Here is a 25,335-nt window from a genome sequence, read left to right as displayed (position 1 = left end):
AACACGTTACACCGCGCAGTGGGTGGGGACTTCGGCGTCCGATCCGCGTGTCCCGGACTCCGCGTCGGTGTAGTGGGCGCGCAGACCCGTGACGCCGGGTGCCCGGTCCTCGCGGAGCACGAACCGGTCGTCGTAGTCGCCGCCGTTCTGTGAGCGGAAGGGCAGCGGCGTGTCGGTGAACAGGCCGGACACGCGCTCGATCAGGCGGGCCGCGACGCCGGGGTAGTGCTCGGCGGGCAACCGGTCCGCGCTGTCGATCAGGACGGGCGGCAGCACGGACATCCCCGTGTACCAGAAGATTCCGTGGTGGATGGGGAACAGGACCTCGTCCATCTGGCCGTTGATTCCGCGTGGGCCCGCGCTGTCGGCGCTGCCGCCGAAACTGACGACGGTCATCGCCCGCTTGCCGGCCAGGGTCCCCTCGCCGTACCGCCGGGTGGAACCGTCCTCGCGGCGGATCCCGTATCCGTAGCCTTCGACGAACACCCGGTCGAACCAGCCCTTGAGGATCGCGGGCATGCCGTACCACCACAGCGGGAACTGCACGATCACCGCGTCGGCCCACCCGAGTTTGCGCTGCTCGGCGAGGATGTCGGGAGCCAGGGTGCCCTCGGCCAGTGCCCGCCCGGACCGCGCCCCGACCAGGAGGCGGCCGCTCGGATCGTGCGCGAAGTCGTCCGCGGTCACGACGGGGTTCCATCGCATCTCGTACAGGTCGGAGGTCCGGATCTCGTGGCCGGCGCCGCGCAGGGCCGCGAGGGCGTCGCTGCGCAGTGCCGCGTTCAGGGACTTCGGTTCGGGATGTGCCGATACCCACAGGATCTTCATGGTTCACCTTTCGCTCGGTCGCCTTCGACCCTTCCGATCATGGATCCGCGTACGTCGCCGCACCAGTGGCCGGTGAGACACTATGTGAAATAATCGGGCCATGTCCGAATCGAGAGGTGACCGGGCCGGGCGACGGCATCGCGTGGTCGTGTTCGTGCGCGACGGCCTGCTCCCGATCGAATTCGGAATCGTCCACCGACTGTTCGGCGAAGCGCGATCGCGGGACGGCGAACCGCTGTACGAGGTCCTCACGTGCGCCCTCGCTCCCGGCCCCGTCCGGACCGACACCGACGTAACGCTGTCGGTCGAGCACGGCCCGGCGCTGCTCGGCACCGCCGACACGGTCGTCGTCCCGGCATCCGATCAGGATTACGACCCGCCGGCGGACGGCGGGCTGCCCCGCCACCTCGCGGACGCCTTCGCACACATCCGGCCGGGCACCCGGGTGGCCTCGATCTGCACGGGTTCGTTCGTCCTCGCGGCCGCCGGCCTGCTGGAGAACCGGCGTGCCACGACGCACTGGAAGTCGGCGGACGCGTTCCGGCGGCTCTACCCGGACGTGCACCTGGACCCCGGCGTGCTCTACACCCACGACGGCCCAGTACTCACCGCCGCCGGCGTCGCATCTGGAATCGATCTGTGCCTGTACATGATTCGTGTCGACCACGGCGCGTCGGTGGCCAACGAGGTGGCGCGCGGAACGGTCGTGCCGCCTCATCGCAGCGGCGGTCAGGCGCAGTTCGTCGCGGCGCCGGTCCCGGAGGCCGACGGTGCGTCGACGTCGGGAGCGCGGGCTCGCGCGCTGGCCCGGCTCGATCAGCCGGTGTCGCTGCGGGAACTGGCTGCGGGGGAGTCGATGAGCGTGCGCACATTCACCCGGCGATTCCGCGCCGAGACGGGGATGTCGCCGACGCAGTGGATTCTCGAGCAGCGGATCACCCGCGCCCGTGAACTGCTGGAGAACACCGACCTGCCGGTGGACGACGTGGCCGGGGCCGCGGGATTCGGCACCGCGACCTCCTTGCGGCAACACCTCGCGCGCACCGTCGGCGTCTCACCCTCCGCGTACCGCGCTACCTTCCGCTGACGGGAGAGCGGCGTGCCCATTCGTCCAAGTGCAGCGCGGTGCCCGGCGCTAACGTCGGGACCATGACGGACACGCCTCGGAACAACACCCTGACGATGCGGGCTCAGCCGCTCCTCGCCGTCGACGACGTCGAACGCGCAGGCGAGTGGTACCGGAAGGTCCTGAACGCGCGCAGCGGCCACGGTGGACAGGACTACGAGCAACTCCTCGTCGACGGGCACATGATCCTGCAACTGCACCGACTCGACGAGGGCCACCACCACGGCACCATCGGCGATCCGTCGCTTGCGCGGGGAAACGGGGTGGCGATCTGGTTCGAGACGACCGACTTCGACGGCACCGTCGCGCGGGTGCGGGAGGCGGCAGCCGACGTGGTCACGGACGTGCACGTCAATCCCAATGCAGGACATCGCGAGATCTGGCTCCGCGATCCCGACGGCTACCTCGTGGTGTTCGCCGAACCCGCCTGAGCGGCGACCTCAGCGCAGCGCCGCCACACCGTCGCCGCGCTGTTCGAGCACGACGTCGCCGGCCACGGTCGTGATGATCGGCCCGGTCGTGGTGTCCCGCGCGACCGGGATCGTGCGCAGCAACGCGCCGTTCGACAGATCGAGCACGGCGATCCCGGATTCCACCGGAACCAGCAGGTTCCCGGCCATGACGGCGCCCGGGCCGAGAGCGCCGGGGAAGGTCCAGCGGGGAACGAGATCGGACGCGCCGAGCGCGACGACATCCGAACCGGTCCACCAGGTGACGATCGAACTGCTCGCCGACGTGACCGGATCCGGTCCGATCTTCAGGGCGAGCGCGTATTCCGACACGGCGTTGCCGGTGCCGTCGAACAAGCCGATCCGTGGTCCGGTCGTCCTGCCCGCGGGCAGGTAGACGGCCGTGGTCTCGCCCGACACCCCGAGGATGCGCGCACCCTCGACGCCGGCGTCGACACCCGCCAGGACGCTGGACCCGTACTCCTCGGGTTCCTGATTGTCCTTCGGCGAGGGATTCATGACTGTCAGCCGATCGGCCACCTCGCCGGGGCAGCGCTCGAGCACGGACAGCTTGCTGCTGCTCGAACCGGCGTCGATCAGCGTGCATCCGCTGCGGGGCTGCTTCTTGGGGTTCACCGGTGCGTCCACCCGCCCGTACTCGACGGTGCGCACGAGGTCGGAGCGCCACAGTTCCAGACGGCGGTCGCCGAGCGACGCCACATAGGTTCCGTCGGCCGTCAGCGTCACCGCGGGATCGGCGTCGCTGTTCCGCTGCGCCAAACGCTCACCGGTGCCGCCGTCGAGTTCGGTGACCTGGGAGCATCCGCGGTCGTCGCGGTAGACGGCCACGACCTTCTCCCACGACGCCGTCACACCACACAGGTCGAGGTCACGCTCGTACCGCCACAGTTCGGTACCCGACATCCGGTCCCGGCCCACGACGTCGCCGCCCTCGGCGGTGACGACGGCACCGCCGACGACGAGAGGCGCGGTGGTGGCGGAACTGGCGGAGTCCCAGATCGGGCTCAGTGTCTCCGGGACCGTCAGGGCCGTGACGAGCGCGGGCGGCGGCTCGGCGGCGGTGACCGAGGTGGTGCCCCGGGCATCGCTGCGGAACCACACCACGGTGAGGGCGACCACGACCGCGACGGCGATTCCGGCAGCGACGACGAGATCGGCGCGCGAGCGCCGCTCAGGTGCGAGCACGGTGGTTGGTTACTCCGCGTTCGTCGCGGCGGCGCCGACCTTCGTGGTTCGGCGGCGCCGGCGCCGGCGGGGCTTGGAACCCTCGCCGTCGGCGTCCGTGCTCGGCGCTGCGGATTCGGGTGCCGTCGGCTCCGGCGACTTGGGGCCCACGGAATCCGCGGGACGGCCACCACGCGTGCGGCGACGGGTGCGGGTGCGTGCCGGACGCTCCGTGCGCTCGGCCTTCTCACCCTGCTCGGTATCGGTGTTCTCGCTCTGCGCGGGCGCGGCCTTCTCGACCCGGGGGCGCTTGATCGTGCCGGTCGCCTCGGCCGGGATCGACAGTTCCTCGTACAGGTGCGGGGAGCTCGAGTACGTCTCGACCGGATCCGGGATACCGAGGCCGAGAGCCTTGTCGATGAGCTGCCAGCGGGGGATGTCGTCCCAGTCCACGAGCGTCACGGCGATGCCGGTGCGGCCCGCGCGGCCGGTGCGGCCGATCCGGTGGACGTACGTCTTCTCGTCCTCCGGGCACTGGTAGTTGATGACGTGGGTGACGTCGTCGATGTCGATACCGCGGGCCGCGACGTCCGTCGCGACGAGCACGTCGATCTTGCCCGACCGGAACGCCTTGAGAGCCTTCTCGCGGGCAACCTGGTTGAGGTCGCCGTGCACGGAACCGACGGCGAAACCGCGCTCGGCGAGTTCGTCCGACACCTTCTGCGCGGTCCGCTTGGTGCGGGTGAAGATCATCGTCGCGCCGCGGCCGTCGGCCTGCAGCACGCGGGCCACCATCTCCGCCTTGTCGAGCGCGTGCGCCCGGTAGATGTGCTGGCTCGTGCGGTCGTGGACCGCCGAGTCGTCGGCCTGCTCGGCGCGGATGTGCGTCGGCTGGGTGAGGAACGTGCGGGCGAGCGTGATGATCGGTCCCGGCATGGTCGCCGAGAACAGCATCGTCTGGCGCTTGTCCGGCACCATGTTCAGAATGCGCTCGATGTCGGGCAGGAAGCCGAGGTCGAGCATCTCGTCGGCCTCGTCGAGAACGAGCACCTCCACCTTGCCGAGGATCAGATGACCCTGGTTGGCGAGATCGAGCAGACGGCCGGGGGTGCCCACGACGACGTCGGCGCCCTTCTGGAGCGTCGCGATCTGGGTCTCGTACGGGCGGCCACCGTAGATGGCGAGGACCTCGAGCGGCTTGTTCTTCTCGCCCTTCAGGTACTTCGCGGCACCCTCGAGGTCCTTGGTGACCTGGATGCACAGCTCGCGGGTGGGGACGATGACCAGCGCGCGGGGAGTGCCGTCGAGTGCGGCCGTCCCGGTGGTGCCGGTGGAGATGCGGTGGAGCAGCGGGACGCCGAAACCGAACGTCTTGCCCATGCCCGTGCGGGCCTGACCGATCAGGTCGTCGCCGGCGAGGGCGAGGGGGAGCGTCAGCTCCTGGATGGCGAACGTCCGCTCGATGCCGATCTCGTCGAGAGCGCGGACGATCTCGTCGCGAACTCCGAGTTCGGCGAAAGTGGGGGCGACGTGCGTGGAGTCGAGTTGCGCCGACAGTGTGGTCTCGGTGGCGTCGTCTTCATGGTCGACAGTGATCTTGCTCAGGGGTCTGGCCTTCCTCGTAGCTGCACGCACGCACGAGGTAAGGGCCAGGCCGCTGGTCGGCCCGATTTCCCAGTCGACGCTCGTCGATGTCCTCTTCCGAGTCGATCCTGCCTCTGCCTCAGCGCTGAAATCGAAGATTTCGGCGAGGCGCGGCTGGGACCGTCGATCAGGTGCGCGCACATTATCGGTGGGAACCGCCGATCGGATCGTGATAGATCATCACTCGAACCGCGTTCTCCATGGAGACGAACGTGGTGACGAGCGGTTGCCCACGATCATTGTAGCCGGAGAACGCTCCACAACTGGTTACGCATGGCAAACATCACTGCCCGACGCACTAGGCTGTGGCGCCATGGAGCCCAACACCCCTGCATCCACTGATTCCACGATTCCCGCTGATCACCCCGGTGTCAGTGAACTCTTCGCGGTCCTCGCGTACGGCGAGATCTCCGCGTTCTACCGGCTGTCCGAAGACGCGCAGATGGCGCGGACCCTGCAGGGCAAAGTGGCGCTCGCAAGCATGGCGGCCGCCGAGATGGGCCACTTCGAGATGCTCGAGAAGGCGCTGACCGCACTCGGCTTCGACATCTTCGAGGCGATGGATCCGTTCGTCCGCGCCCTCGACAACTACCACGCGTCCACCACCCCCTCGACGTGGCTCGAGGCACTGGTGAAGGCGTATGTCGGTGACGGGATCGCGGCGGACTTCTACCGCGAGATCGGCCACTCGATGCCCGCCGAGGTCTCGCGGACCATCGAGGAGGTGCTCTCGCAGACCGGCCACTCCGAGTTCGTCGTCCACGAGGTGCAGCAGGCGATCAAGGCCAGCAACCGCGACAAGGACCGCCTCATGCTGTGGGGCAGGCGACTGCTCGGCGAGGCCATCACCCAGGCGCAGTTCGTCCTGGCGCAGCGGGAGGCGCTGACCGAACTCGTCATCTCCGCGTCCGGCGACCTCAACGGCGTCGTCGCACTGTTCGACCGCATGCAGGAGATGCACGCCGAACGCATGGCCGTGCTGGGGCTCGTCTAGACGGCACCGCCGTCGGGGCTGGTCTAGACGGCACCGCCGTCGGGCGTGTTCGCTCAGGGCACAGCCCACAGACGCGCACCGGCGGCGGCCACTGCATTAGCCTGGCCAGGACAGCTGATGTTTCTCGGAGAGTTCGGAGGTTGACCGTGGAGGTCAAGATCGGTGTAATCGACAGCCCGCGTGAGCTCATCGTCAGCAGCGAGCAGACCCCGGACGAGGTCGAGACATTGGTCTCGGGCGCCCTCACCGGTGGCGACGGGATCTTGTCTCTGGAAGACGACAAGGGGCGTAAGTACCTCATCCAGTCCAGCAAGATCGCCTACGTGGAGATCGGCCCGTCCGATATCCGCAAGGTCGGGTTCGCACCGACGAAGTGAACGCAGTCGGAGTCGCTCCGACCACGTGAACACACGAGAAAGGGCCCGCAGTCGAATCGACTGTCGGGCCCTTTCTCGTGGGATGTCAGCGCTGTTCGGGATGCAGCGGCACGCGGGACAGACCGCCCCACGCGAGCGTGACCGTCGTGTCGACCGCTTCTTCCTTCGGGATCGGGCGCGCCGCCTCGAGCCAGTACCGCGCGGTGAACTGGCTGGCGCCGACGAGGCCGACGGCGAGGATGCGGGCCCGGTAGGGGTCGAGACCGGAGTCGTGGCTGACGAGGTCGAACACGGCGTCGACGCACGCCTCGGTGGCCTGCTCGACGCGGCTCTGCACCTGCGGCTCACCCATGAGGTCGGACTCGAACACGAGCCGGAAGCCCTGCGAGTCGTTGTCGACGAAGTCGAAGAACGCCTGCACCGCGGCACGGACACGCTGCTTGTTGTCGGTGGTCGAGCGCAGCGCCTGCCGGACACCCGAGATCAGGCTGTCGACGTAGCTCTGCAGCACGGCCACGTACAGCTCGAGCTTGCCGGGGAAGTGCTGGTAGAGGACGGGCTTGCTCACACCGGCGCACTCGGCGATCTCGTCCATACCGGCAGCGTGGTATCCGCGTGTGACGAAGACCTCGCTGGCTGCGGCGAGTAGCTGCAGTCGCCGGGCGTCGCGGGGGAGTCGCGTGCTGCGACGGGCCCCGGTGCCCTTTCCGGTGTTGGCATCGCGATCGGAGTTCGTCCGATCCGCGAGTTCAGTCATAGCGCTTCCAATCTGCACAAGTATTCCGCGTCACATTCTGTGTAACTGTGTGAACGATACCCGCGCGTAGTGAACCGTTCATGGTGGACTCGCAGGACTCGCCCGGTCAAGGATATTGCCTGTCCGGTAACTGGGGTACCGCAGGGGTTCGGGGCACCTGGTGATCCGGGTAGCCGCGACGTTGCGGGTCGCATCCACGTGACACGCCGAATGACCTGCGGACGGTGCACTGGGACGAGGCGGTGCCGGACTGTGAGATTCTGGGCTGCGTGACTGACCGAGGAGGACCGCGTGTTCGCGGCCGGGCTCCCCAGAGTTCCGAGGACGGGGAGCGACGACCGCGAAGCATCGACCAACGTGACGTCGGTCCCCGCGCCTCGCAGTCGGCACCGGAGGCGCAGTCGCATCAGCCGCTCCGCGCGCAATGGGACCCGACCAGCCGCGACGTCGGCCGTCCCCGCAACCCGCGCCCCGAACGGCAGGCCCGGAAGCAGAGCCGGATCGGCCGGTTCGTCTCCACCTACGGCTGGCGGGCGTACGCGATCCCGATCCTGCTGGTGGTCACCGTGCTCGTCGTGTTCGACGCGGTCCGGGACACCGGCGGCGGCGAGACGACAGCGGAGACCGATTCCCCCGGATTCGGCACCCTGTCTCGCGACACCGACGGTTCCAGCGTCATCGGGGTCCCGCCGGAGGCCGACGGAAACTTCGCCGCCGAACTTCCCTCGGGCGCGTTGCCCGAGGGCGGTCCGTTCACGGCGGTGGGCGCCGGCACCTGGCACGTGGTTCCCGGCAACGGAGTGAAGGTCGGGCAGGGGACCGAACGCGAATTCACGTACAGCGTCGAGATCGAGGACGGCGTCGACACGTCCGGATTCGGCGGCGACGAGTCGTTCGGCCGGATGGTCGACCAGACGTTGTCGAATCCGAAGAGCTGGACGAAGGACCCACGTTTCGCGTTCCGGCGCGTCGACCAGGGGGATCCCGACTTCCGGGTGTCGCTGACGTCGCAGATGACCATTCGCGAGGCGTGTGGCTACGACATCCAGTTGGAGGTGTCCTGTTACAACCCGGGCATCGACCGTGTCGTCCTCAACGAGCCGCGCTGGGTGCGCGGCGCCATCGCGTTCCAGGGCGACATCGGGTCGTACCGGCAGTACCAGATCAACCACGAGGTCGGGCACGCCATCGGCTACCAGGACCATCAGCCGTGCGAGACCGAGGGCGGCCTCGCGCCGGTGATGATGCAGCAGACGTTCGGGACGGCCAACAACGACATCGCGCAGCTCGACCCCGAGGGTGTCGTGCCGATGAACGGGCTGACCTGCCATTTCAATCCCTGGCCCTTCCCGCGGGCATGAGTCTGGACCGGTCCCGCGCGACTGCGGGCGGGAGGGGAAGAATGGACCTTGTCGGGGCGTTGAAGTCAATGCTGTCCGACACATCGGAAGCCGTCGCGCAATCGTCAGGAGTGGGCCGTGTCGCTTGACCGTTCTGTGAAGACCACCGAGGCGCTGCCGCCGCTGGTGGAACCGGACGCCGAACTTTCCCGCGACGAGGTGGCGCGGTACAGCAGGCACCTGATCATTCCCGACGTCGGCATGGCCGGCCAGAAGCGCCTGAAGAACGCGAAGGTCCTCGTCATCGGCGCGGGCGGCCTCGGCTCACCGGCGCTGCTGTACCTCGCCGCCGCCGGGGTCGGGACGCTCGGCATCGTCGAGTTCGACGAGGTCGACATGTCGAATCTGCAACGCCAGGTGATCCACGGCCGCTCCGACGTGGGCCGCCCCAAGGGGGAGAGTGCGCGCGACTCGATCCGCGAGATCAACGACAACGTCGACGTCCGGTTGCACGAGTTCCGGCTCGAGCCCGACAACGCCGTCGAACTGTTCGAGCAGTACGACCTGATCCTCGACGGCACCGACAACTTCGCCACCCGGTACCTAGTCAACGACGCTGCCGTCCTCGCGCACAAGCCGTACGTGTGGGGCTCGATCTACCGCTTCGAAGGCCAGGCGTCCGTGTTCTGGGAGGACGCGCCGAACGGCCGCGGACTCAACTACCGCGATCTGTACCCGGAGGCGCCCCCGCCGGGGATGGTGCCGTCGTGCGCCGAGGGCGGCGTGCTCGGTGTGCTGTGCGCGTCGATCGGCTCGATCATGGCCACCGAGGCGGTCAAGCTGATCACCGGCATCGGCGAATCGCTGCTCGGACGGCTGATGGTCTACGACGCGCTCGACATGACGTACCGCACCATCGCGTTGCGCCGGGATCCGGCGCGGACTCCCGTCACCGAACTGATCGACTACGACGCGTTCTGCGGGGTGGTGTCCGACGAGGGGCAGGCCGCGGCGGCCGGTTCGACGATCACGGCCACGGAGCTGCGCGACCTCCTCGACTCCGGCAAGGAGATCGAACTGATCGACGTGCGCGAGCCCGTCGAATGGGACATCGTGCACCTCCCCGGTGCGGTGCTGATCCCCAAGGACCGCATCCTGTCGGGGGAGGCGCTGTCGGAGCTCCCGCAGAACAAGCCGATCGTGCTGCACTGCAAGACCGGCGTCCGGTCGGCGGAGGCGCTGGCCGCGCTGAAGAAGGCCGGGTTCTCCGACGCGACCCATCTGCAGGGCGGCGTGATCGCGTGGGCGAAGCAGGTGGACACGAGCCTGCCCGTCTACTGACCCCTGCCCGTCGGCCGGCCCGGTCGTGGCGTGATTGACGTCGCCGGGCCAGCGCGCCTTGCGCTGTCACCGGCCCACCCGGCGGTAGCGTTGAGTACGTGAGCACCGGCCAACCCCCTCAGCACGTGTGCTCCACGTTCGGCCTCCGGGAAGTCGAGCCCATCCCACTCGGTGCGGACTGGGACGGCGGGTGGCTCTGTGGAGACGTAGTCCTGTCAGCCGTCGCCGACCACGCGCGCGCCGCGTGGTCCGCCAAGGTCCGCGAGACGCTCGAGGTGGAAGGGGTGCGGCTCGCTCGTCCCGTGCGGTCCACCGACGGCAGGTACGTGGTGTCCGGGTGGCGCGCCGACACGTTCATCGAGGGCACACCCGAACCGCGTCACGACGAGGTCGTGTCGATGTCGGGGCGGTTGCACGCCGCCACCTCGCAACTCGACCGTCCCCGGTTCCTGGTGCAGCCCCCGGTCGCGCCGTGGGCGGAGGTCGACGTGTTCGTGGCGGCGGACCGGGCGGCGTGGGAGAAGATCCCGCTGCGCAGTGCGAAGGGCGCCGAACAGCTCGAGACCCCGTCCCCGGACGGCCGCAAGAGTCTCGAGCTGATCACCGGGCTGGCGACGCTGCGCAAGCCCGTCACGTGCCCGGATCAGCTCGTCCACGGCGACCTGTTCGGCACCGTTCTGTTCGCCGGTGCGCTGGCGCCGGGGATCACCGACATCACGCCGTACTGGCGTCCGGCGTCCTGGGCGGCGGCGGTGGCGGTGGTGGACGCCATCTCCTGGGGCGGGGCCGACGAGGCCCTCATCGGGCGGTGGGAAGACCTGCCCGAGTGGCCGCAGATGCTGCTGCGGGCGGTGCTGTTCCGGCTCGCCGTCCACGTGCTGCACCCGCGGTCGACCGCGGAGGCGTTCCCCGGACTCGCCCGCACCGCCGACGTGGTGCGTCTCCTGCTCTAGGTGGTGAGCAGCTCGGCGAACAGGTCGCGGGCGGCAGTGGTCGCCGCGGACTCGTCGCCGTCGACGATCGCCTGGATCAGGTGCCGGTGCTCGTCGTGGAATCCCGCCCCCGTCGCGTGCACGTGCCGGTCGACGGTCTGGGCGATCGACGGCAGCAGCGAGTCGTAGAACTCGAGGTACACGGCGTTGTGACTCGCCTCGACGATCGCACGGTGCAGGGTGACGTCGGCCTCGACGGCGGCCTCGGTGTCGGACTCGGCCCAGCATCGGAACCGCTCGTCGAGCAGGCTCTGCAGTCGGGTGATGTCGCCCGGGGTGCGTCGCCGGGCGGCGAGGGCGGCGGCGGTGACGTCCAGTGCCTGCCGCAGTTCCGTGACGTCGCGCTCGTGCGCGCCTGCGAAGTACTTGCCGAGCGTGCCGCCGACGTCGGAGGTCGCGACGACGTACGTGCCCGATCCCTGCCGCCGTTCCAGCAGCCCGGTGTGGACGAGGGCCTGCACTGCCTCACGGACGGTGTTGCGTCCCGTTCCGGTGAGTTCGGACAGCGCCGGCTCGGTGGGGATCTTCGCGCCCACCGCCCACCGTCCACTGCAGATCTCGTCGCGCAACTGCTCGGTCACCTGTGAGATGAGACTCGAGCGACGCACGGGTTTTCCAAAGGTCATCCTGTCATCCTATGATTTCTCTCGTGACTCTTCTACGCGGCCGCCTCCTTGTCTTCTGCGCGATCGCCATGTCGGCTCTCGTACTGAGACTTGCGGTGACCTCGTTCACCCCGCTGGCCTCGCAGATCCGGGAGGACATCGGATTCTCGCCCACCGTGGTGGGAGTGTTCGGGATGGTGCCGACGGCGATGTTCGCGCTGTTCGGCCTGGGAACGCCGCTCATCGCCAAGCGGTGGGGTCTGGAGCGGACCGCGCTGGTGGCGATGGTGATGGCCGGAGTCGGCATGCTCACGAGGGCGCTGATGAGCGACACCTGGTCGTTGCTGGCGCTGTCGGCGCTCGCGCTGGCCGGCATGGGAATCGGCAACGTGGTGATTCCGCCGCTGGTCAAGCGGTACTTCTCCGACCGGCTGGCCGTGATGAGTTCGGTGTACATCGTCGGGGTGCAGATCGGCACCATCGCACCGGCCTTCGTGGCCGTCCCGCTCGCCGAGGCGTTCGGCTGGCGCTTCTCGATCGGAGTCTGGGCGCTCCTCGGTTTCGCCGCGGCGCTGCCGTGGATCCTCCTGCTCTCCCGGGAACGACGTCGCACCGTGGTCGTCGCGGCGGAACCGCCGGCGGGTGTGCAGGCCGAACGCCCGCACGGGAAGGCCTGGCGGTCGCCCGTCGGCTGGGGGATGGCCGGCATGTTCGGAATGACGTCGATGATCACGTACTCGATGTTCACCTGGATTCCCGACATCCTCTCCGACGCCGGGGCGAGCGAGGCGTTCGGCGGCGCCATGGTGGGACTGTTCTCGTTCATGGGTCTCGTCGCCGCGTTCGGCGCCCCCACGCTGTGCGCCCGCATGCGCAACCCGTTCCCGATCGTGATCGGATGCGCGGTCTGCTACCTGGTCGCCTTCAGCGGACTGCTGTTCGCCCCGATGAGCGCGCCGATCCTGTGGATCGTGCTGCTCGGTCTCGGACCGAGCACGTTCCCCATGTCTCTGACGCTCATCAATCTCCGCACGCGCAGCCACCTCGGCTCGGCGACGCTGTCCGGTTTCACCCAGGGTGTGGGCTACGCCGTCGCGTGCCTGGGACCGCTGCTGTTCGGGGTGTTCCACGACGCCTCCGGCGGATGGACCGTATCGTTCGGATTCCTGACGGTCGGCGTGGTGATCCTGCTCATAGCGGCGTTCCAGGCGTGCAAGCCGCGGATGCTCGAGGACAGCTGGCACGTCGAATCCGAGCCTGTGGACGCTCTTCGACACGTCTAGGAAACATGCAGGAAACCTCACATCGCCCCAGTTGAAAAGTGAGGATCAGTTGACGTTGCGGTCACCGACCGCAGCACCGCCGCAACACCGGTTTTCTACCTTTGGGTCTCCCACACAACGAGGAGGCCCGGGTGAAGAAGCACTACATCGAGCACTGGGACGCGGAAGACGTCGACGCCTGGGAGGCGGGCGGCAAGGACATCGCCAAGCGGAACCTGATCTGGTCGGTAGTCGCTGAGCACGTCGGCTTCTCCGTCTGGTCGATCTGGTCCGTCATGGTGCTGTTCATGCCGACCGACGTCTTCGGGATCGACGCGGCGGGCAAGTTCTTCCTCGTCGCCGTCCCCACTCTCGTCGGCTCGATCCTGCGGATCCCGTACACGGTCGCGACGGCCCGCTTCGGTGGCCGCAACTGGACCGTCTTCAGCGCCCTCGTCCTGTTCGTCCCGACGCTGTTCACCCTCTACCTGATGATGAACCCGGGGGCGTCGTACACGACGTTCATCCTCGTCGCGGCACTCGCCGGCGTCGGCGGCGGCAACTTCGCCTCGTCGATGACGAACATCAACGCGTTCTACCCGCAGCGGCTCAAGGGCTGGGCACTCGGTCTCAACGCGGGCGGCGGCAACATCGGTGTCCCGGTGATCCAGGTCGTCGGTCTGCTCGTGATCGCCACCGTGGGCAACACGGACCCCTGGATCGTGTGCGCCGTCTACCTGGTCTTCATCGCCGTCGCCGCGGTCGGAGCGGCCCTGTTCATGGACAACCTCGGCAACCAGAAGTCCGATCTCCGGGCGATGGCCAAGGCGCTGAAGTTCTCCGACTCGTGGGTGATCGCCTTCCTCTACATCGGCACGTTCGGATCGTTCATCGGATTCAGCTTCGCGTTCGGCCAGGTGCTGCAGATCAACTTCCTCGCCGGTGGCGCCACGCCCGCCGCGGCCGCACTGCACGCCGCGCAGATCGCCTTCATCGGACCGCTGCTCGGCTCCATCGCCCGCCCGATGGGCGGCAAGCTCGCCGACCGCATCGGCGGCGGCAAGATCACGCTGTACACGTTCGTCGCCATGGCGCTCGCCGCCGCAGTGCTGGTGACCGCGGGCACCGTCGACGACGGCACGCCCGGCGCGGCCACCGCAGGAGTACTGGTGGCGTTCGTGTTCGGCTTCATCACCCTGATCCTGCTGGCCGGCATCGGGAACGGCTCGGTCTACAAGATGATCCCGTCGATCTTCGAGGCCAAGGCGCAGGGGCTCGAAGGCGTCAGCCGAGAGGCCAAGGCGGCGTGGTCGCGGGCGATGTCCGGGGCCCTCATCGGATTCGCCGGCGCCATCGGCGGCCTCGGCGGCGTCGGAATCAACCTGGTGCTCCGCGCGTCCTACGGCGGCACCGCGAAGTCGGCGACCATGGCGTTCTGGGTGTTCCTCGCCTTCTACCTCGCCTGCATCCTCGTCACCTGGTTCGTCTTCCTGCGCCGCCCGTCCGTCACCCGTGGTCTCCCCGTCACCGACGGCGACGACGAAAAGGTGTCCGTCTCGGCGTGACCTCCCGCAGTACCGCACGAACTCGAGTAATTCAGCTAGAAGGAGCGACGGCATGAGCCGCAAGTCAGCAGTGGTCATCGGACACGGAATGGTCGGACATCGATTCGTCGAGGCGTTGCGGGCACGCGACGAGTCGGACGACTGGTCGGTGACGGTGCTCTGCGAGGAGCCCCTCCCCGCGTACGACCGAGTGGGACTGTCTTCCTACGTGGGGGCGTGGGATCCCAAGGAGCTTGCGCTCGCGGGTAACGACTACCCGGACGACGCCCTCGTCGACCTCCGGATCGGCCGCAGGGCCGCGACCATCGACCGGGAGTCCCGCAAGGTCACCACCGATTCGGGTGAGGTCGTCGGGTACGACGCCCTCGTCATGGCCACCGGTTCGTATCCGTTCGTGCCGCCGATCCCCGGCCACGACCGGCCGGAGTGCTTCGTCTACCGCACGCTCGCCGACCTCGACGGCATCCGGAAGCGTGCCGACGCGGCCGGTCCCGGCGCCGTCGGTGTCGTGGTCGGCGGCGGCCTGCTCGGACTCGAGGCCGCGAACGCCCTCAAGTTGATGGGCATGACCCCGCACGTGGTCGAGTTCGCCCCCCGGCTGATGCCGCTGCAGGTCGACGAGGGCGGCGGCGCGCTGCTCGCCAACCTCGTGACCGACCTGGGCCTCACCGTCCACACGGGCGTCGGCACCGCGGGAATCACCGAGGGCCCGGACGGGATCAGCGTCGAACTGTCCGACGGCTCGGTGATCGAGGCTGCGCTGCTGGTGTTCTCCGCGGGTGTGCGGCCGCAGGACCAGCTGGCCCGCGACGCGGGACTCGAGGTCGGCGAGCGGGGCGGGATCATCACCGATCTCGGTTGCCGCACGTCGGACGAGAACATCTACGCGGTCGGCGAGTGCGCCGCGGTGGAGGGCCGGTGCTACGGCCTCGTCGCTCCCGGCTACACCACCGCGGAGATCGTCGCGGACCGGTTGCTGGGCGGGGCGGCGGAGTTCCCGGGCGCCGACCTGTCGACCAAGCTCAAGCTGATGGGTGTGGACGTCGCCAGCTTCGGCGACGCCCACGCTCAGACCCCCGGCGCGCTGGAGGTGGTTCTCAGCGACGCCGCCAAGGGCACCTACGCCAAGCTCGTCGTGTCCGACGACGCGAAGACGCTGCTCGGCGGCATCCTCGTCGGCGACGCCTCCGCGTACGCGTCGCTGCGACCCCTCGTCGGCCGCGAACTGCCCGGCGATCCGGCCTCGCTCATCTCGCCCGCGGGGGAGAAGCCCGGCGCCGGATCCCTGCCCGACGACGCCGAGGTGTGCTCCTGCAACGGCGTCACCAAGGGCTCGATCTGCGGGGCCATCGCCGACGGCGCCTGCGACATCGCGCAGGTCAAGAGTTGCACCAACGCCGGAACCACGTGCGGTGGCTGCCTGCCGACCATCAAGCAGCTGCTCGCGTCGTCCGGAGTGGTGATGTCGAAGGCGCTGTGCGAGCACTTCGAGCAGTCCCGCGCCGAGCTGTTCGAGATCGTGCAGGCCACCGACACGCGCACGTTCTCCGCGCTGATCTCGAAGTACGGAACGGGCTCGGGCTGCGACATCTGCAAGCCCGTCGTCGCGTCGATCCTGGCGTCCACCGACTCGGACCACATCCTGCACCGCAACCAGGCGGGACTGCAGGACACCAACGACCACTTCCTGGCCAACATCCAGAAGAACGGCACCTACTCGGTGGTGCCGCGGATGCCCGGCGGCGAATGCACGCCCGAACAGCTCATCGTCATCGGTGAGGTGGCCCGCGACTTCGGCCTCTACACGAAGGTCACCGGCGGTCAGCGCATCGACCTGTTCGGCGCCCGCGTCGAGCAGCTGCCCGCGATCTGGAAGCGTCTCGTCGACGCCGGCATGGAGTCGGGCCAGGCGTACGGCAAGTCGCTGCGCACCGTGAAGAGCTGCGTCGGATCCACCTGGTGCCGGTACGGCGTGCAGGACTCCGTGGGTATGGCGGTCGACCTGGAGAACCGGTACCGCGGTCTGCGGTCCCCGCACAAGATCAAGTTCGGTGTGTCGGGCTGTGCCCGCGAATGCGCCGAGGCACGCGGCAAGGACGTCGGCGTCATCGCCACCGAGAACGGCTGGAACCTGTACGTCGGCGGTAACGGCGGCCAGTCCCCGAAGCACGCCCAGCTGCTCGCGGGCGGGCTCGACGACGAGACCCTGATCCGCTACATCGACCGGTACCTGATGTTCTACATCCGCACCGCCGACCGGCTCCAGCGCACCGCGCCGTGGGTCGACTCGCTGGACGGCGGACTCGACCACCTCAAGGCCGTGGTGTGCGAGGACAGCCTGGGCATCGCCGCCGAGCTCGAGGCGGCCATGGCCAAGCACGTTCTCGGTTACAAGGACGAATGGGCGGGTGTGCTCGAGGACCCGGAGAAGCTGTCGCGGTTCGTGTCGTTCGTCAACGCACCCGACGAGGCCGATCCGACCGTCGCGTTCGACGACACGGGTGTCCGGAAGGTCCCGGTGCTGATGGGAATGCCGAAATTCGCAGCTTCTACATCGGAGTAATCCCCGCTTAACGCTGCGGAAACACCCACCACGAACTATGTATCCAAGCACGGATACACACCAGCCCGAAGGAGGACTGTGATGACCGTCGTCGACATGAACGTCCACAGTGCCAGTGGAACCAGGTTCGAAAGCGTCAAGTCAGGCCGTCTCGAATGGACGTCCGCGTGTCCGCTCAGCCAGCTGATCCCCGGTCTCGGGGTGGCGGTGCTGCTGCGGGGCGGAGAGCAGGTGGCACTGTTCCTTCTCGAGGACGGATCCCTGCACGCCGTCGGCAACATCGACCCGTTCGGGCGCGCCGCCGTGATGTCCCGCGGCCTCGTGGGAGACCGGGCCGGGGAGCCCACCGTGGCGTCGCCGCTGCTCAAGCAGGTGTTCTCGCTGGTCGACGGTCGCTGCCTCGACGACGAGTCGGTGCGGCTGCCCGTGTACGACGTGCGGGTGTGGGCCGGCGTCGTCCAGGTCCACAGCACGCACGCGTGAACGACGCGACGCCGCTGTGCGGGTTCACGATCGGGATCACGGCGTCCCGGCGTGCGGAAGAGTTCGCCACGCTGCTGACGCGGCGGGGTGCCACCGTGGTGCACGCTCCGGCCATCCGCATCATCCCGTTGGCCGACGACACGGAACTCGAGCGCGTCACGCGCCAGATCATCGACAACCCGCCGGAGATCGTCGTCGCGACCACCGGGATCGGTTTCCGCGGCTGGATGGAGGCCGCGGACGGCTGGGGTGAAGCGGAGGAGCTGGGCCGGGCGTTGGCCTCCAGCCGGCTGTTGGCCCGCGGACCCAAGGCAAAGGGGGCGATCCGGGCGGCGGACCTGCGGGAAGAGTGGTCACCCGCGTCGGAGTCGTCGGCCGAAGTACTCGATCACCTCCTCGGCGAGGGTGTTGAAGGCAAGCGCATCGCGGTCCAGTTGCACGGCGCCACCACGGAATGGGAGCCGGTTGCGGACTTCTGTGAGGTGCTCCGCTGTGCGGGCGCCGACGTGATCGCCGTCCCCGTCTACCGGTGGACGCCGCTCGAGGACCAGGCCCCGATGGACCGGATGATCGAACTGATCGCCTCCGGCGGTCTCGACGCGGTCAGCTTCACCAGCGCACCGGCGGTGGCCTCGCTGCTGACCCGCGCCAAGGAGACCGGAATGATCGAGATGGTGCTGCACTCGTTCCGGCACCGGGTGCTCGCCGCCTGCGTCGGACCGGTCACCGCCGGACCGCTCCGCGAACTCGAGGTTCCGACGACGATGCCGGCACGCTCGCGGCTCGGTGCGCTCGCCCGGCACATCGCCGACGAGCTGCCGCGGCGGGCGAACAAGATTCACACCGCCGGACACGAGCTGAGCATCCGCGGCGGATGCGTCGTCGTCGACGGCGAGGTGCGTCAGCTGCCGCCCGCCGCGATGTCGCTGATGCGCACGCTCGGCGCCCGGCCCGGCCGGGTCGTCCCCCGGGACGAACTGCTCGCCGCACTGCCCGGTGGTGGCGGCGACACCCACGCGGTGGAGACGGCAGTGGCCAGACTGCGCGCGTCCCTGGGCGCACCCAAGGCAGTCCAGACGGTGGTCAAGCGGGGATACCGCCTCGCGCTCGATCCCGTCGACTGCGCCGATTCACGTGAGGAGGGACAGCAATGAACGAGACAGCACTGGTACTGGTGGCACACGGAACGCGGAGTCCCCGGGGCGTGGAGATGATCGCCGCGCTCGCCGACGCTGTCGCCGAGCAGGTCGGACCCACCCGAGTGTCTTTCGTGGACGTTCTCGGGCCTTCACCCGCCGAGGTGCTCCGCGACATCACCGGGCCCGCCGTCGTGGTGCCGGCGTTCCTCGCGTCGGGCTACCACGTCCACACCGACGTTCCGCGGGAGGTCGCCGACAGCGGCCATCCCTCCGTCGCCGTGACCCGGGCTCTGGGACCGGACCCCGTTCTCGCGGACGTCCTGCTGCGGCGTCTCGTCGACGCGGGCTGGCGGCCCGGCGACGCGGTCGTGCTCGCCGCGGCCGGCTCGTCCGACCCCCGGGCGCTCCGCGACGTCCGGCGCGCCGCGGCGATGCTGTCGGAACTCGTCGCGTCGAGGGTCCGGATCGGCTACGTGGCGACCGCGCAGCCGCGCGTCCCCGACGTGGTCGCCGGATTGCGGGCCGACGGCGAGCAGCGGGTGTTCATCGCGTCGTATCTCCTGGCCCACGGACTGTTCCACGCCCGCCTCGCCGATGCCGGTGCGGACGGGGTGGCCGAGCCGCTCGGCGTCGATCCGGCGATCGTCGATCTCGTCGCGGACCGCTACCGCAGCGGAATCCCGGCCGCGGTGCGCGCACTGTCGTACCAGCGCTGAACCGTCCGCTCAGCGCGGTAGCGGCACCAGCTCGGCGAGATCGCCGTCGACGGCCCCCGCCGGGACCAGCGCCAGCGCCTCGCGGTCGATCAGGCCCGCGAGATGCGCGGTCCGGATTCCGGGGTCGACGCGCCACGTGCCGTCCGGTTGCGGGACGGCGGGCAGGATGCGGGTGGCGTCACCACTGACCTCGGACGCATTCGCGATGCGCCCCAGCTCAATCGGTGCCGGGGTGCGACCGGTGAGCGCGGCCACGATGGACGGAACCGTGGTCAGCAGTGTCACGACCGCGGCGTACGGGTTGCCGGGCAGCCCGAGCACCACCCGGCCGTCGGGCAGCAGGGCGGTCACCTGGGAACCGCCCGGGCGGCACCGCACCCTCCCCACGACGATCCGGGCGTCCGCGCGGTCGAGCGCCGCACGCAGCTGGTCGGCCGCGCCGCCGCCGGTGGCCCCGACGATCACGATCAGGTCGGGCCGGCGGACTTCCCGGAACAACTCGTCGAAGCTGTCGGACGTGTCCCGCAAGTGCGTGTCGGCGACCGTGTGGATTCCGCACCACGAGAGAAATTGGGGGAGAACGGGCCCCAGGGCATCTCGGGTCTGCCCGCGCCGCAGCGGGCCGTCGCGCCGGATCTCGTCTCCCGTCACCACGACGTGCGCGCGGACCGGTCCGCGGACCCCGGCGGTGGTTACCTCGGCGCTTGCGGCCGCGGAGACGAGCGCGGGTGTGACGGCCGTTCCCTCCGCCGCGAGCCGGTACCCCTCGTGCCAGTCCTCGCCGCGACGCCGCGCGTCGTCGCGCACCGGGGCGTCCTCCCGGCGGGACAGTCGTGGCCCCTCGGAAGTGTCTGTCGTCACGGCGAATTCGTCCCGCACAACGGTGGAGGCGCCGGTGGGCAGATGCGCGCCGGTCGCGATCCGCGCCGCCTCACCTTCCGTCAGTTCCAGTTCCTCGTCGCTGCCGGCGTACCGGATGGCGTCGCGCAGCACCCACGGACCGTCGCCCGCGACGGCGTACCCGTCCATGGCGGACACCGCGATACGCGGCAGGGCTTCGGCGGCGAGCAGCGGCTCGGCCAGCGTGGCGCCGAGCGACGTGCCGAGCGCCGCGGCGCGCGGTGGCAGTGGGGGGACCGCGGCCAGGATTGCGGTCCGGGCCTCGGCGACAGTGACGGGCACCGCCGCGGCCGTGCTGCGGGCCCGCTCGACGTCCTCCGGTGTGTCGCAGTCGGTGACGCCGCGGAAGAGCACCGTGTCGAACGATTCCGGGACGAGGGCCTTCATCGGCTGGTTCACGGCCGAGCCGAGCGCGCGGAGCCGGTCGGTGAGCGCGCCGACGCGCCACGCGGACAACAGGAACTGCAGGCGGCCCGACTCGTCGACCGCGAACACCGTGTCGGCGTCCTGCACGGCGGCGGCGAGGGCCTCCGCCATCGCCGGTTCCGCGAACGGCAGGTCCGACGCGAGCAGGATCACCCGGTCGCCCGGGTCGGCGTCGAGTACGGCCAGCCCTGCGGCCACCCCCGCGACCGGGCCCGCGCCCGGCGGCGTCTCCTGCGTCTGGAGCACCGTCGAATCGAGGTCGGCGCGGCGAGGTCCCACGACGACGATGCGCTCACAGTCGTCGACCGCGTCGAGAGCGGTGTCGAGCATCCGGCGTCCGCCGACCACCACGGCCGGCTTGTCGACGCCGCCCATTCGAGTGGCTCGTCCACCGGCGAGGACGATCGCGTGAACGGGCGCGGCAGAGTTCATTCCCTCATGCTGCCGCACACCCTCAGTCGCTGTGCAGGTGGCTGCGTGGAGGACCGGCGAGCCCGGACCGTCCGCCCTGCGCCGTGCTGACGCAGAGCCAGGCCACCGACGCCAGGCTGAGGGCCAAGAGGATTCCAATTACCAGCATGTATCGATTGTCGGCCCGAAGTGGACTGCGATATTCAGTCCTCTGTGGAAAAGTGGCCTGTATGAGCAGTGAACCGGTCCGAACCGTCTCCGCGGCCGAATTGGCGGTGCTGCTCGGTGCGGCGCCCGCAGGCGGGCAACCGCTGTACCGCGGGCTCGCCGACGCCCTCCGCGAGAGGGTCGCCGACGGATCCATGGCCGTCGGAGTCCGGCTGCCCGCCGAACGGGCCCTCGCGGAGGAACTCCGGCTCAGCCGGGTGACCGTCAGCGCCGCCTATCGCGAACTGAGAGAGGCGGGTTGGGCGTCGGCGCGGCACGGATCGGGGACATTCGTGGCGATGCCGTCCGGTCCGCCTGCCTGGGGGAGCATGGTCGGGGCGCCGGTCGACGGTGTGATCGACCTCGTCAACGCCGCACCGGCGGCCGCCCCCGAACTCAGGGAGGCGTACCTCGACGCCGTCGACGAGTTGCCCCACTTCATGCCCCAGCACGGATACCACCCCGGGGGACTGACCACACTCCGGGCCGCGATCGCAGACCGCTACACGCGCCGTGGTCGCCCGACCACGACGGACCAGATCCTCGTCACCGGGGGCGCGGGCGACGCCACCGAGGTGGTGTTCGAGGCGCTCGTCGAGGCGGGCGACCGCGTCCTGATCGAACACCCGACGTATCCCGGCGCGGTCGAATCCGTGCAGGCGGCCGGCGGCAGACCCGTTCCGGTGCCGATCGACGCGACCGACCCGGACGCGTTCGTCGCCGAAGTGGACCGAGCCGCCCGGCAGAGTGCCCCCACGGTGGCGTACGTGATGCCGGACTTCTCCAATCCGTCGGGAGCAAGGGCGACCCCCGACGGCAGACGGCGGCTGGCCGCGACCCTCGCCCGCCACGGAGTGGTGACCGTCGTGGATGAAGTGGCGGCCGACATCGTGCTGGACGGTCCGGACGACCTCGAGCCGTTCGGCGTCCCGGTCCCGGAATCGGCGACCGTGGCGATCGGCAGCCTCAGCAAGACCGTGTGGGGAGGTATCCGCATCGGCTGGGTGCGTGCGGAGGCTGCCCGCACCGCGCAGATGGCCAAGATCATGGCCCGCAGGCAGTTGTCGGTCTCCGTGCTGGATCAGCTTGCGGCCGTGCGCCTGTTCGCCTGGCACGACCGGCTGGTTGCGCAGCGCCGCCGTGACCTCCGGGTGCAGCGGGACGCGCTCGCGGCGGCGGTCGACGAGCGGTTGCCCGAGTGGAGTTACGTGCTGCCCGCCGGGGGACTGTCCCTGTGGTGCAGGCTTCCGGCCGGTGCGAGTTCGACGGACCTCGTCGCGGCCGCGCGGTCGAGGGGGCTGCTGCTGGCGCCGGGGCCGCGGTTCGGCACCGGCCATCTGTTCGACGACCATCAGCGGATGCCGTTCACGCGGCCGGTGTCCGAACTGACCGCCGCTGTGAATGTCCTTGCCACGCTGGTCGTGTCCGCCGACGCCTCGATGTCCGTGACGCCGGCGCTCGTCGTGTGACGCGCGGGTGTGTCACGGAAAAGTATCTGTGAATCGAAGTATCGGTCAGAGACCTGTTCGGTACCGGGAAAGGGGCGGATCTTTATCGACGCTCTGGCATAGTGATGCCGTCGACCCGTCGCTGAAATGTGGGGTATGTCATGGGCTCGTTGTTCCGCAGATCCTTCGGCACCGCCGTAGTCGGCTCGGTCCTCGCCCTGACCGCCGCCCTCGTCGGCGCTGGAACTTCCGCGGCACAACCGCTGGTTCCGTTGCCGCCCTTGCCGACACCGCCCGCTGCCGACGCGATCTTCCCGGTCGCCGACCCGGACCCCTTCTACATTCAGCCCACGGACATCGCCGACCACGCTCCGGGCGACGTGCTGAAGATCCGCCAGTTGCCGCCGTCGTACTACTTCCCCGGTAGTGCGATGTGGGAGTTACTGTTCCGGACCACCGACTCCGAGGGCAGGCCGATCGCGGCGAACACCACGTACGTGCTGCCCCCGAACCACGTCCCGGACGGCCCGCTGGTGTCGTATCAGCACATCATCAATTCGCTGGGCAACAAGTGCAAGATCGTCACCGAGCTGTACACGACCGACCCGCTGCACCAGATCCGGGAGGCGGCAGGCCTCAACATCGCTCTCGCGCGCGGGTGGGCGGTAGCGCTGCCCGACCATCTGGGACCGCGGATGGCGTACGGCGCAGCCAAACTCGGTGGCCAGATCACGCTCGACGGCATCCGAGCCGTCCAGCGGGTCCCCGAACTGCAGGTACAGAACAGCAAGGTCGGACTGGGCGGGTACTCCGGTGGCGGCATGGCGACGGCATGGGCGGCGGCGCTGGCGCCGAGCTACGCCCCCGAACTGAACATCGTCGGCGCCGCCGAGGGCGGAACCCCGATGAACCTGGTGAAGATGGCGGAGGCGCTGGGCACCAACCCGCACCCCGCGTTCGGTCTCGCGATGGCCGCCGCACTGGGTCTGGAACGCGAATACCCGGATCGCATCGACGTCAGCGGCCAACTCAACGACGAGGGCCGCCGGATGAAGCAGATGATCGGCAACGGATGCACCAACGAGATCATGCTGTTCGGAATCGGGCACAGCGCTTCGGAAATGACCGACAACCAGAACTTCATGGACGACCCGGAAGCGTGGAAGGTGATGGAGGAGAACAGCCTGGAGCTGTACCCGGGCGTGCCCACCGTACCGATCTTCGAATGGCACAGCCCGACGGACGCGCTGATCCCTGTCGACTCGATCGACACCACCCTGCGGCGGTACTGCGACGCGGGCACCCCGGTGCAGACGCTGCTCACGCCGACACCCGACCATCTGTCGGCGGCGGCGCTGGGACTGCCCCAGGGGCTCGACTGGATGGACGCCCGGTTCCGCGGCGACCCCGCGCCGAGCACCTGCTGAGGCGGGTGACCGTCAGCCGGGCGGATCGAACCGGTACCGCGCCGCCGCGAGATCCACGCGGCCGTCCCGGATGGGCACGCCCTCGAGTTCGAGCTTCGCGATCTGCTTGTGCGCGAGGTGCGGCGCCGGCCGCCCCGACGCGCCCAGCACGCGGTGCCAGGGGAGGTCGGCGGAGTCGGTGCGCATGATCCAGCCCACTGTCCGCGCACTGGACAGCCCGGCCGCCGCGGCGATGTCGCCGTAGGTGGCCACCCGGCCGGGCGGAATCGACGCGACCAGCGCGCGGACCGCCTCGACCTGTTCTTCCGTCGTCGCGACCATCAGAGAAGTGTGCGGATGAGCTCGGCCACCTCGTCGGGCCGGGCCTGCGGCACCATGTGATCGCAGTCGAGGTCGACGGCGGTGAGGTTGTCGCCCAGGTGGTCGACGAGGGCCTTGCGGAACTCGGGTGTGACGTACGGCGGCTGCACCTTCGACGCCTGCACGAGCACGGTCGGCAGATGCGCGGGCGGCAGGACCGCCTCGCGGGCCAGTTCGCCCCACGCCGTCACGACGGCCGGGGTGGACAGTCGCCAGTTGACCCGGCCGTTCTCGAGGGGCACGAGGTGTTCGGCGATCTCGTCCTCGAGGACGTCGCGGGCCACCTCCCCCCACGAGCCGTGCAGCTTGTCGGACCGGGCCTCCTCGACGTCGGTGTAGTCGGGGGAGGAGATGGTGAGATCGGCCACCGACCGCATCTGCGCGGGATCGAGCCCGATCGCCGGGTCGAGCAGCACGAGGCCGCGGACCCGGTCGGGGACGGTGCGTGCCAGGTGCAGCGCCAGGGCGCACCCGAACGAGTGGCCCACCACCAGGACCGGTCCCCGGGCGTGCGCGTCGAGGGTGTCGACGAGGCTCGCGACATGGGCCTCGAGGTTCCACGGCGGCGACCACGTCGAGCGGCCGTGCCCGAGCAGGTCGGGGGAGATCCACCGGGCGCCGGGAAGCTGGTCGGTGGCCAGCGCCTCCCACCGTCTGCCGTGACCGGTGAGTCCGTGCAGGGCGAGGATCTCCGTGCCGTCCTCGGCGCCGAACAGGTACGTATTCAGTGCTGACACCCGACCCATGATGCCGGATCGGGCCGCCGCCGGAGATGTCGGACCGTTCTGGT

24 protein-coding genes are annotated in these 25,335 nt (G+C 69.4%); 15 read left to right on the top strand and 9 right to left on the bottom strand.

All coding sequences use genetic code 11. The features are described 5' to 3' along the window. Window positions 1-6: 6 nt before the first annotated feature. A complete protein-coding gene (locus JWS13_RS09390; RefSeq protein ID WP_206005378.1) occupies window positions 7-828 on the bottom strand; it encodes an NAD(P)H-dependent oxidoreductase in 822 nt (273 codons plus the stop codon). Window positions 829-928: 100 nt separating this feature from the next. Here JWS13_RS09390 and JWS13_RS09385 point away from each other — a divergent pair, with 100 nt between their 5' ends. Next, window positions 929-1,915 carry a GlxA family transcriptional regulator gene (locus JWS13_RS09385; RefSeq protein ID WP_206005377.1) on the top strand — a complete coding sequence of 329 codons (987 nt, stop codon included), beginning with the start codon at window positions 929-931 and terminating at the stop codon, window positions 1,913-1,915. 95 nt (window positions 1,916-2,010) lie between these two features. Continuing rightward, window positions 2,011-2,385, top strand: coding sequence for a VOC family protein (locus JWS13_RS09380; RefSeq protein ID WP_206011554.1), 375 nt, complete (start codon window positions 2,011-2,013; stop codon window positions 2,383-2,385). Window positions 2,386-2,394: 9 nt separating this feature from the next. On the opposite strand, the gene JWS13_RS09375 is transcribed toward JWS13_RS09380, so the two are convergent. Both JWS13_RS09375 and JWS13_RS09370 read right to left on the bottom strand, forming a co-directional pair. Beyond that, on the bottom strand, window positions 2,395-3,609 hold the full coding sequence (locus tag JWS13_RS09375) for an Rv3212 family protein (RefSeq protein ID WP_206005376.1): 1,215 nt from the start codon (window positions 3,607-3,609) through the stop codon (window positions 2,395-2,397). A gap of 9 nt (window positions 3,610-3,618) precedes the next feature. Then, window positions 3,619-5,223, bottom strand: a complete 1,605-nt coding sequence (locus JWS13_RS09370) for a DEAD/DEAH box helicase (RefSeq protein ID WP_124390359.1) — start codon at window positions 5,221-5,223, stop codon at window positions 3,619-3,621. A gap of 322 nt (window positions 5,224-5,545) precedes the next feature. Between JWS13_RS09370 and JWS13_RS09365 the strand changes: the two genes are divergently transcribed. Continuing rightward, window positions 5,546-6,226, top strand: a complete 681-nt coding sequence (locus JWS13_RS09365; protein ID WP_124390358.1) for a ferritin-like fold-containing protein — start codon at window positions 5,546-5,548, stop codon at window positions 6,224-6,226. A gap of 146 nt (window positions 6,227-6,372) precedes the next feature. After that, window positions 6,373-6,603: a DUF3107 domain-containing protein gene (locus JWS13_RS09360; protein ID WP_015890119.1), complete on the top strand. Its 231-nt coding sequence runs from the start codon at window positions 6,373-6,375 to the stop codon at window positions 6,601-6,603. An 85-nt stretch (window positions 6,604-6,688) separates the two neighbouring features. On the opposite strand, the gene JWS13_RS09355 is transcribed toward JWS13_RS09360, so the two are convergent. Continuing rightward, window positions 6,689-7,360, bottom strand: coding sequence for an HTH-type transcriptional activator FasR (locus tag JWS13_RS09355; RefSeq protein ID WP_015890120.1), 672 nt, complete (start codon window positions 7,358-7,360; stop codon window positions 6,689-6,691). A gap of 224 nt (window positions 7,361-7,584) precedes the next feature. Here JWS13_RS09355 and JWS13_RS09350 point away from each other — a divergent pair, with 224 nt between their 5' ends. From JWS13_RS09350 to JWS13_RS09340, 3 genes are all read left to right on the top strand, one after another. Beyond that, window positions 7,585-8,721 (top strand): DUF3152 domain-containing protein, encoded by a 1,137-nt coding sequence (locus JWS13_RS09350; RefSeq protein ID WP_206005375.1) that lies wholly within the window; start codon window positions 7,585-7,587, stop codon window positions 8,719-8,721. 135 nt (window positions 8,722-8,856) lie between these two features. Beyond that, window positions 8,857-10,041 carry an adenylyltransferase/sulfurtransferase MoeZ gene (gene moeZ / locus JWS13_RS09345; protein ID WP_015890122.1) on the top strand — a complete coding sequence of 395 codons (1,185 nt, stop codon included), beginning with the start codon at window positions 8,857-8,859 and terminating at the stop codon, window positions 10,039-10,041. Window positions 10,042-10,139: 98 nt separating this feature from the next. Beyond that, on the top strand, window positions 10,140-10,994 hold the full coding sequence (locus JWS13_RS09340; RefSeq protein WP_072937656.1) for a TIGR02569 family protein: 855 nt from the start codon (window positions 10,140-10,142) through the stop codon (window positions 10,992-10,994). Here the strand turns inward: JWS13_RS09340 and JWS13_RS09335 are convergent. Then, window positions 10,991-11,659, bottom strand: a complete 669-nt coding sequence (locus JWS13_RS09335; RefSeq protein WP_206005374.1) for a FadR/GntR family transcriptional regulator — start codon at window positions 11,657-11,659, stop codon at window positions 10,991-10,993. The genes JWS13_RS09340 and JWS13_RS09335 overlap by 4 nt on opposite strands. Before the next feature lie 11 nt (window positions 11,660-11,670). On the opposite strand from JWS13_RS09335, the gene JWS13_RS09330 reads away from it, so the two are divergent. The 6 genes from JWS13_RS09330 (at window position 11,671) to JWS13_RS09305 (ending at window position 19,366) form a co-directional block, all read left to right on the top strand. Beyond that, the gene (locus tag JWS13_RS09330; RefSeq protein ID WP_206005373.1) at window positions 11,671-12,921 is read left to right on the top strand and encodes a CynX/NimT family MFS transporter; all 1,251 of its coding nucleotides are present in this window, start codon (window positions 11,671-11,673) and stop codon (window positions 12,919-12,921) included. A 131-nt stretch (window positions 12,922-13,052) separates the two neighbouring features. Continuing rightward, window positions 13,053-14,465: an MFS transporter gene (locus tag JWS13_RS09325; RefSeq protein ID WP_206005372.1), complete on the top strand. Its 1,413-nt coding sequence runs from the start codon at window positions 13,053-13,055 to the stop codon at window positions 14,463-14,465. 52 nt (window positions 14,466-14,517) lie between these two features. After that, on the top strand, window positions 14,518-17,028 hold the full coding sequence (gene nirB / locus JWS13_RS09320; RefSeq protein WP_206005371.1) for a nitrite reductase large subunit NirB: 2,511 nt from the start codon (window positions 14,518-14,520) through the stop codon (window positions 17,026-17,028). 81 nt (window positions 17,029-17,109) lie between these two features. Further along, on the top strand, window positions 17,110-17,511 hold the full coding sequence (gene nirD / locus JWS13_RS09315; protein WP_043825757.1) for a nitrite reductase small subunit NirD: 402 nt from the start codon (window positions 17,110-17,112) through the stop codon (window positions 17,509-17,511). Next, window positions 17,508-18,665, top strand: coding sequence for a uroporphyrinogen-III synthase (locus tag JWS13_RS09310; RefSeq protein ID WP_206005370.1), 1,158 nt, complete (start codon window positions 17,508-17,510; stop codon window positions 18,663-18,665). Before nirD ends, JWS13_RS09310 begins: the two co-directional genes overlap by 4 nt. Next, entirely contained in the window at window positions 18,662-19,366 is a 705-nt protein-coding gene (locus JWS13_RS09305; protein WP_206005369.1) for a sirohydrochlorin chelatase, read from the top strand. Before JWS13_RS09310 ends, JWS13_RS09305 begins: the two co-directional genes overlap by 4 nt. A gap of 9 nt (window positions 19,367-19,375) precedes the next feature. On the opposite strand, the gene JWS13_RS09300 is transcribed toward JWS13_RS09305, so the two are convergent. Both JWS13_RS09300 and JWS13_RS45970 read right to left on the bottom strand, forming a co-directional pair. Beyond that, complete coding sequence (locus JWS13_RS09300) at window positions 19,376-21,124, bottom strand: NTP transferase domain-containing protein (RefSeq protein ID WP_206005368.1); 1,749 nt, start codon at window positions 21,122-21,124, stop codon at window positions 19,376-19,378. Window positions 21,125-21,146: 22 nt separating this feature from the next. Then, the gene (locus JWS13_RS45970; protein WP_257890675.1) at window positions 21,147-21,272 is read right to left on the bottom strand and encodes a hypothetical protein; all 126 of its coding nucleotides are present in this window, start codon (window positions 21,270-21,272) and stop codon (window positions 21,147-21,149) included. Window positions 21,273-21,333: 61 nt separating this feature from the next. Here JWS13_RS45970 and yczR point away from each other — a divergent pair, with 61 nt between their 5' ends. After that, window positions 21,334-22,779, top strand: a complete 1,446-nt coding sequence (gene yczR, locus JWS13_RS09295) for a MocR-like transcription factor YczR (protein WP_206005367.1) — start codon at window positions 21,334-21,336, stop codon at window positions 22,777-22,779. A gap of 140 nt (window positions 22,780-22,919) precedes the next feature. Further along, a complete protein-coding gene (locus tag JWS13_RS09290; RefSeq protein ID WP_206005366.1) occupies window positions 22,920-24,185 on the top strand; it encodes a lipase family protein in 1,266 nt (421 codons plus the stop codon). A gap of 12 nt (window positions 24,186-24,197) precedes the next feature. Here the strand turns inward: JWS13_RS09290 and JWS13_RS09285 are convergent, their stop codons facing one another. Beyond that, window positions 24,198-24,506, bottom strand: coding sequence for an MGMT family protein (locus tag JWS13_RS09285; protein ID WP_072937666.1), 309 nt, complete (start codon window positions 24,504-24,506; stop codon window positions 24,198-24,200). Further along, the gene (locus JWS13_RS09280) at window positions 24,506-25,291 is read right to left on the bottom strand and encodes an alpha/beta fold hydrolase (RefSeq protein ID WP_206005365.1); all 786 of its coding nucleotides are present in this window, start codon (window positions 25,289-25,291) and stop codon (window positions 24,506-24,508) included. Before JWS13_RS09280 ends, JWS13_RS09285 begins: the two co-directional genes overlap by 1 nt. Window positions 25,292-25,335 lie beyond the last annotated feature (44 nt).

Source organism: Rhodococcus pseudokoreensis (assembly GCF_017068395.1).
GTDB lineage: Bacteria > Actinomycetota > Actinomycetes > Mycobacteriales > Mycobacteriaceae > Rhodococcus_F > Rhodococcus_F pseudokoreensis.
Note: the sequence above shows the minus strand (reverse complement) of the source record. Positions and strands in the feature narration are given on the sequence as shown.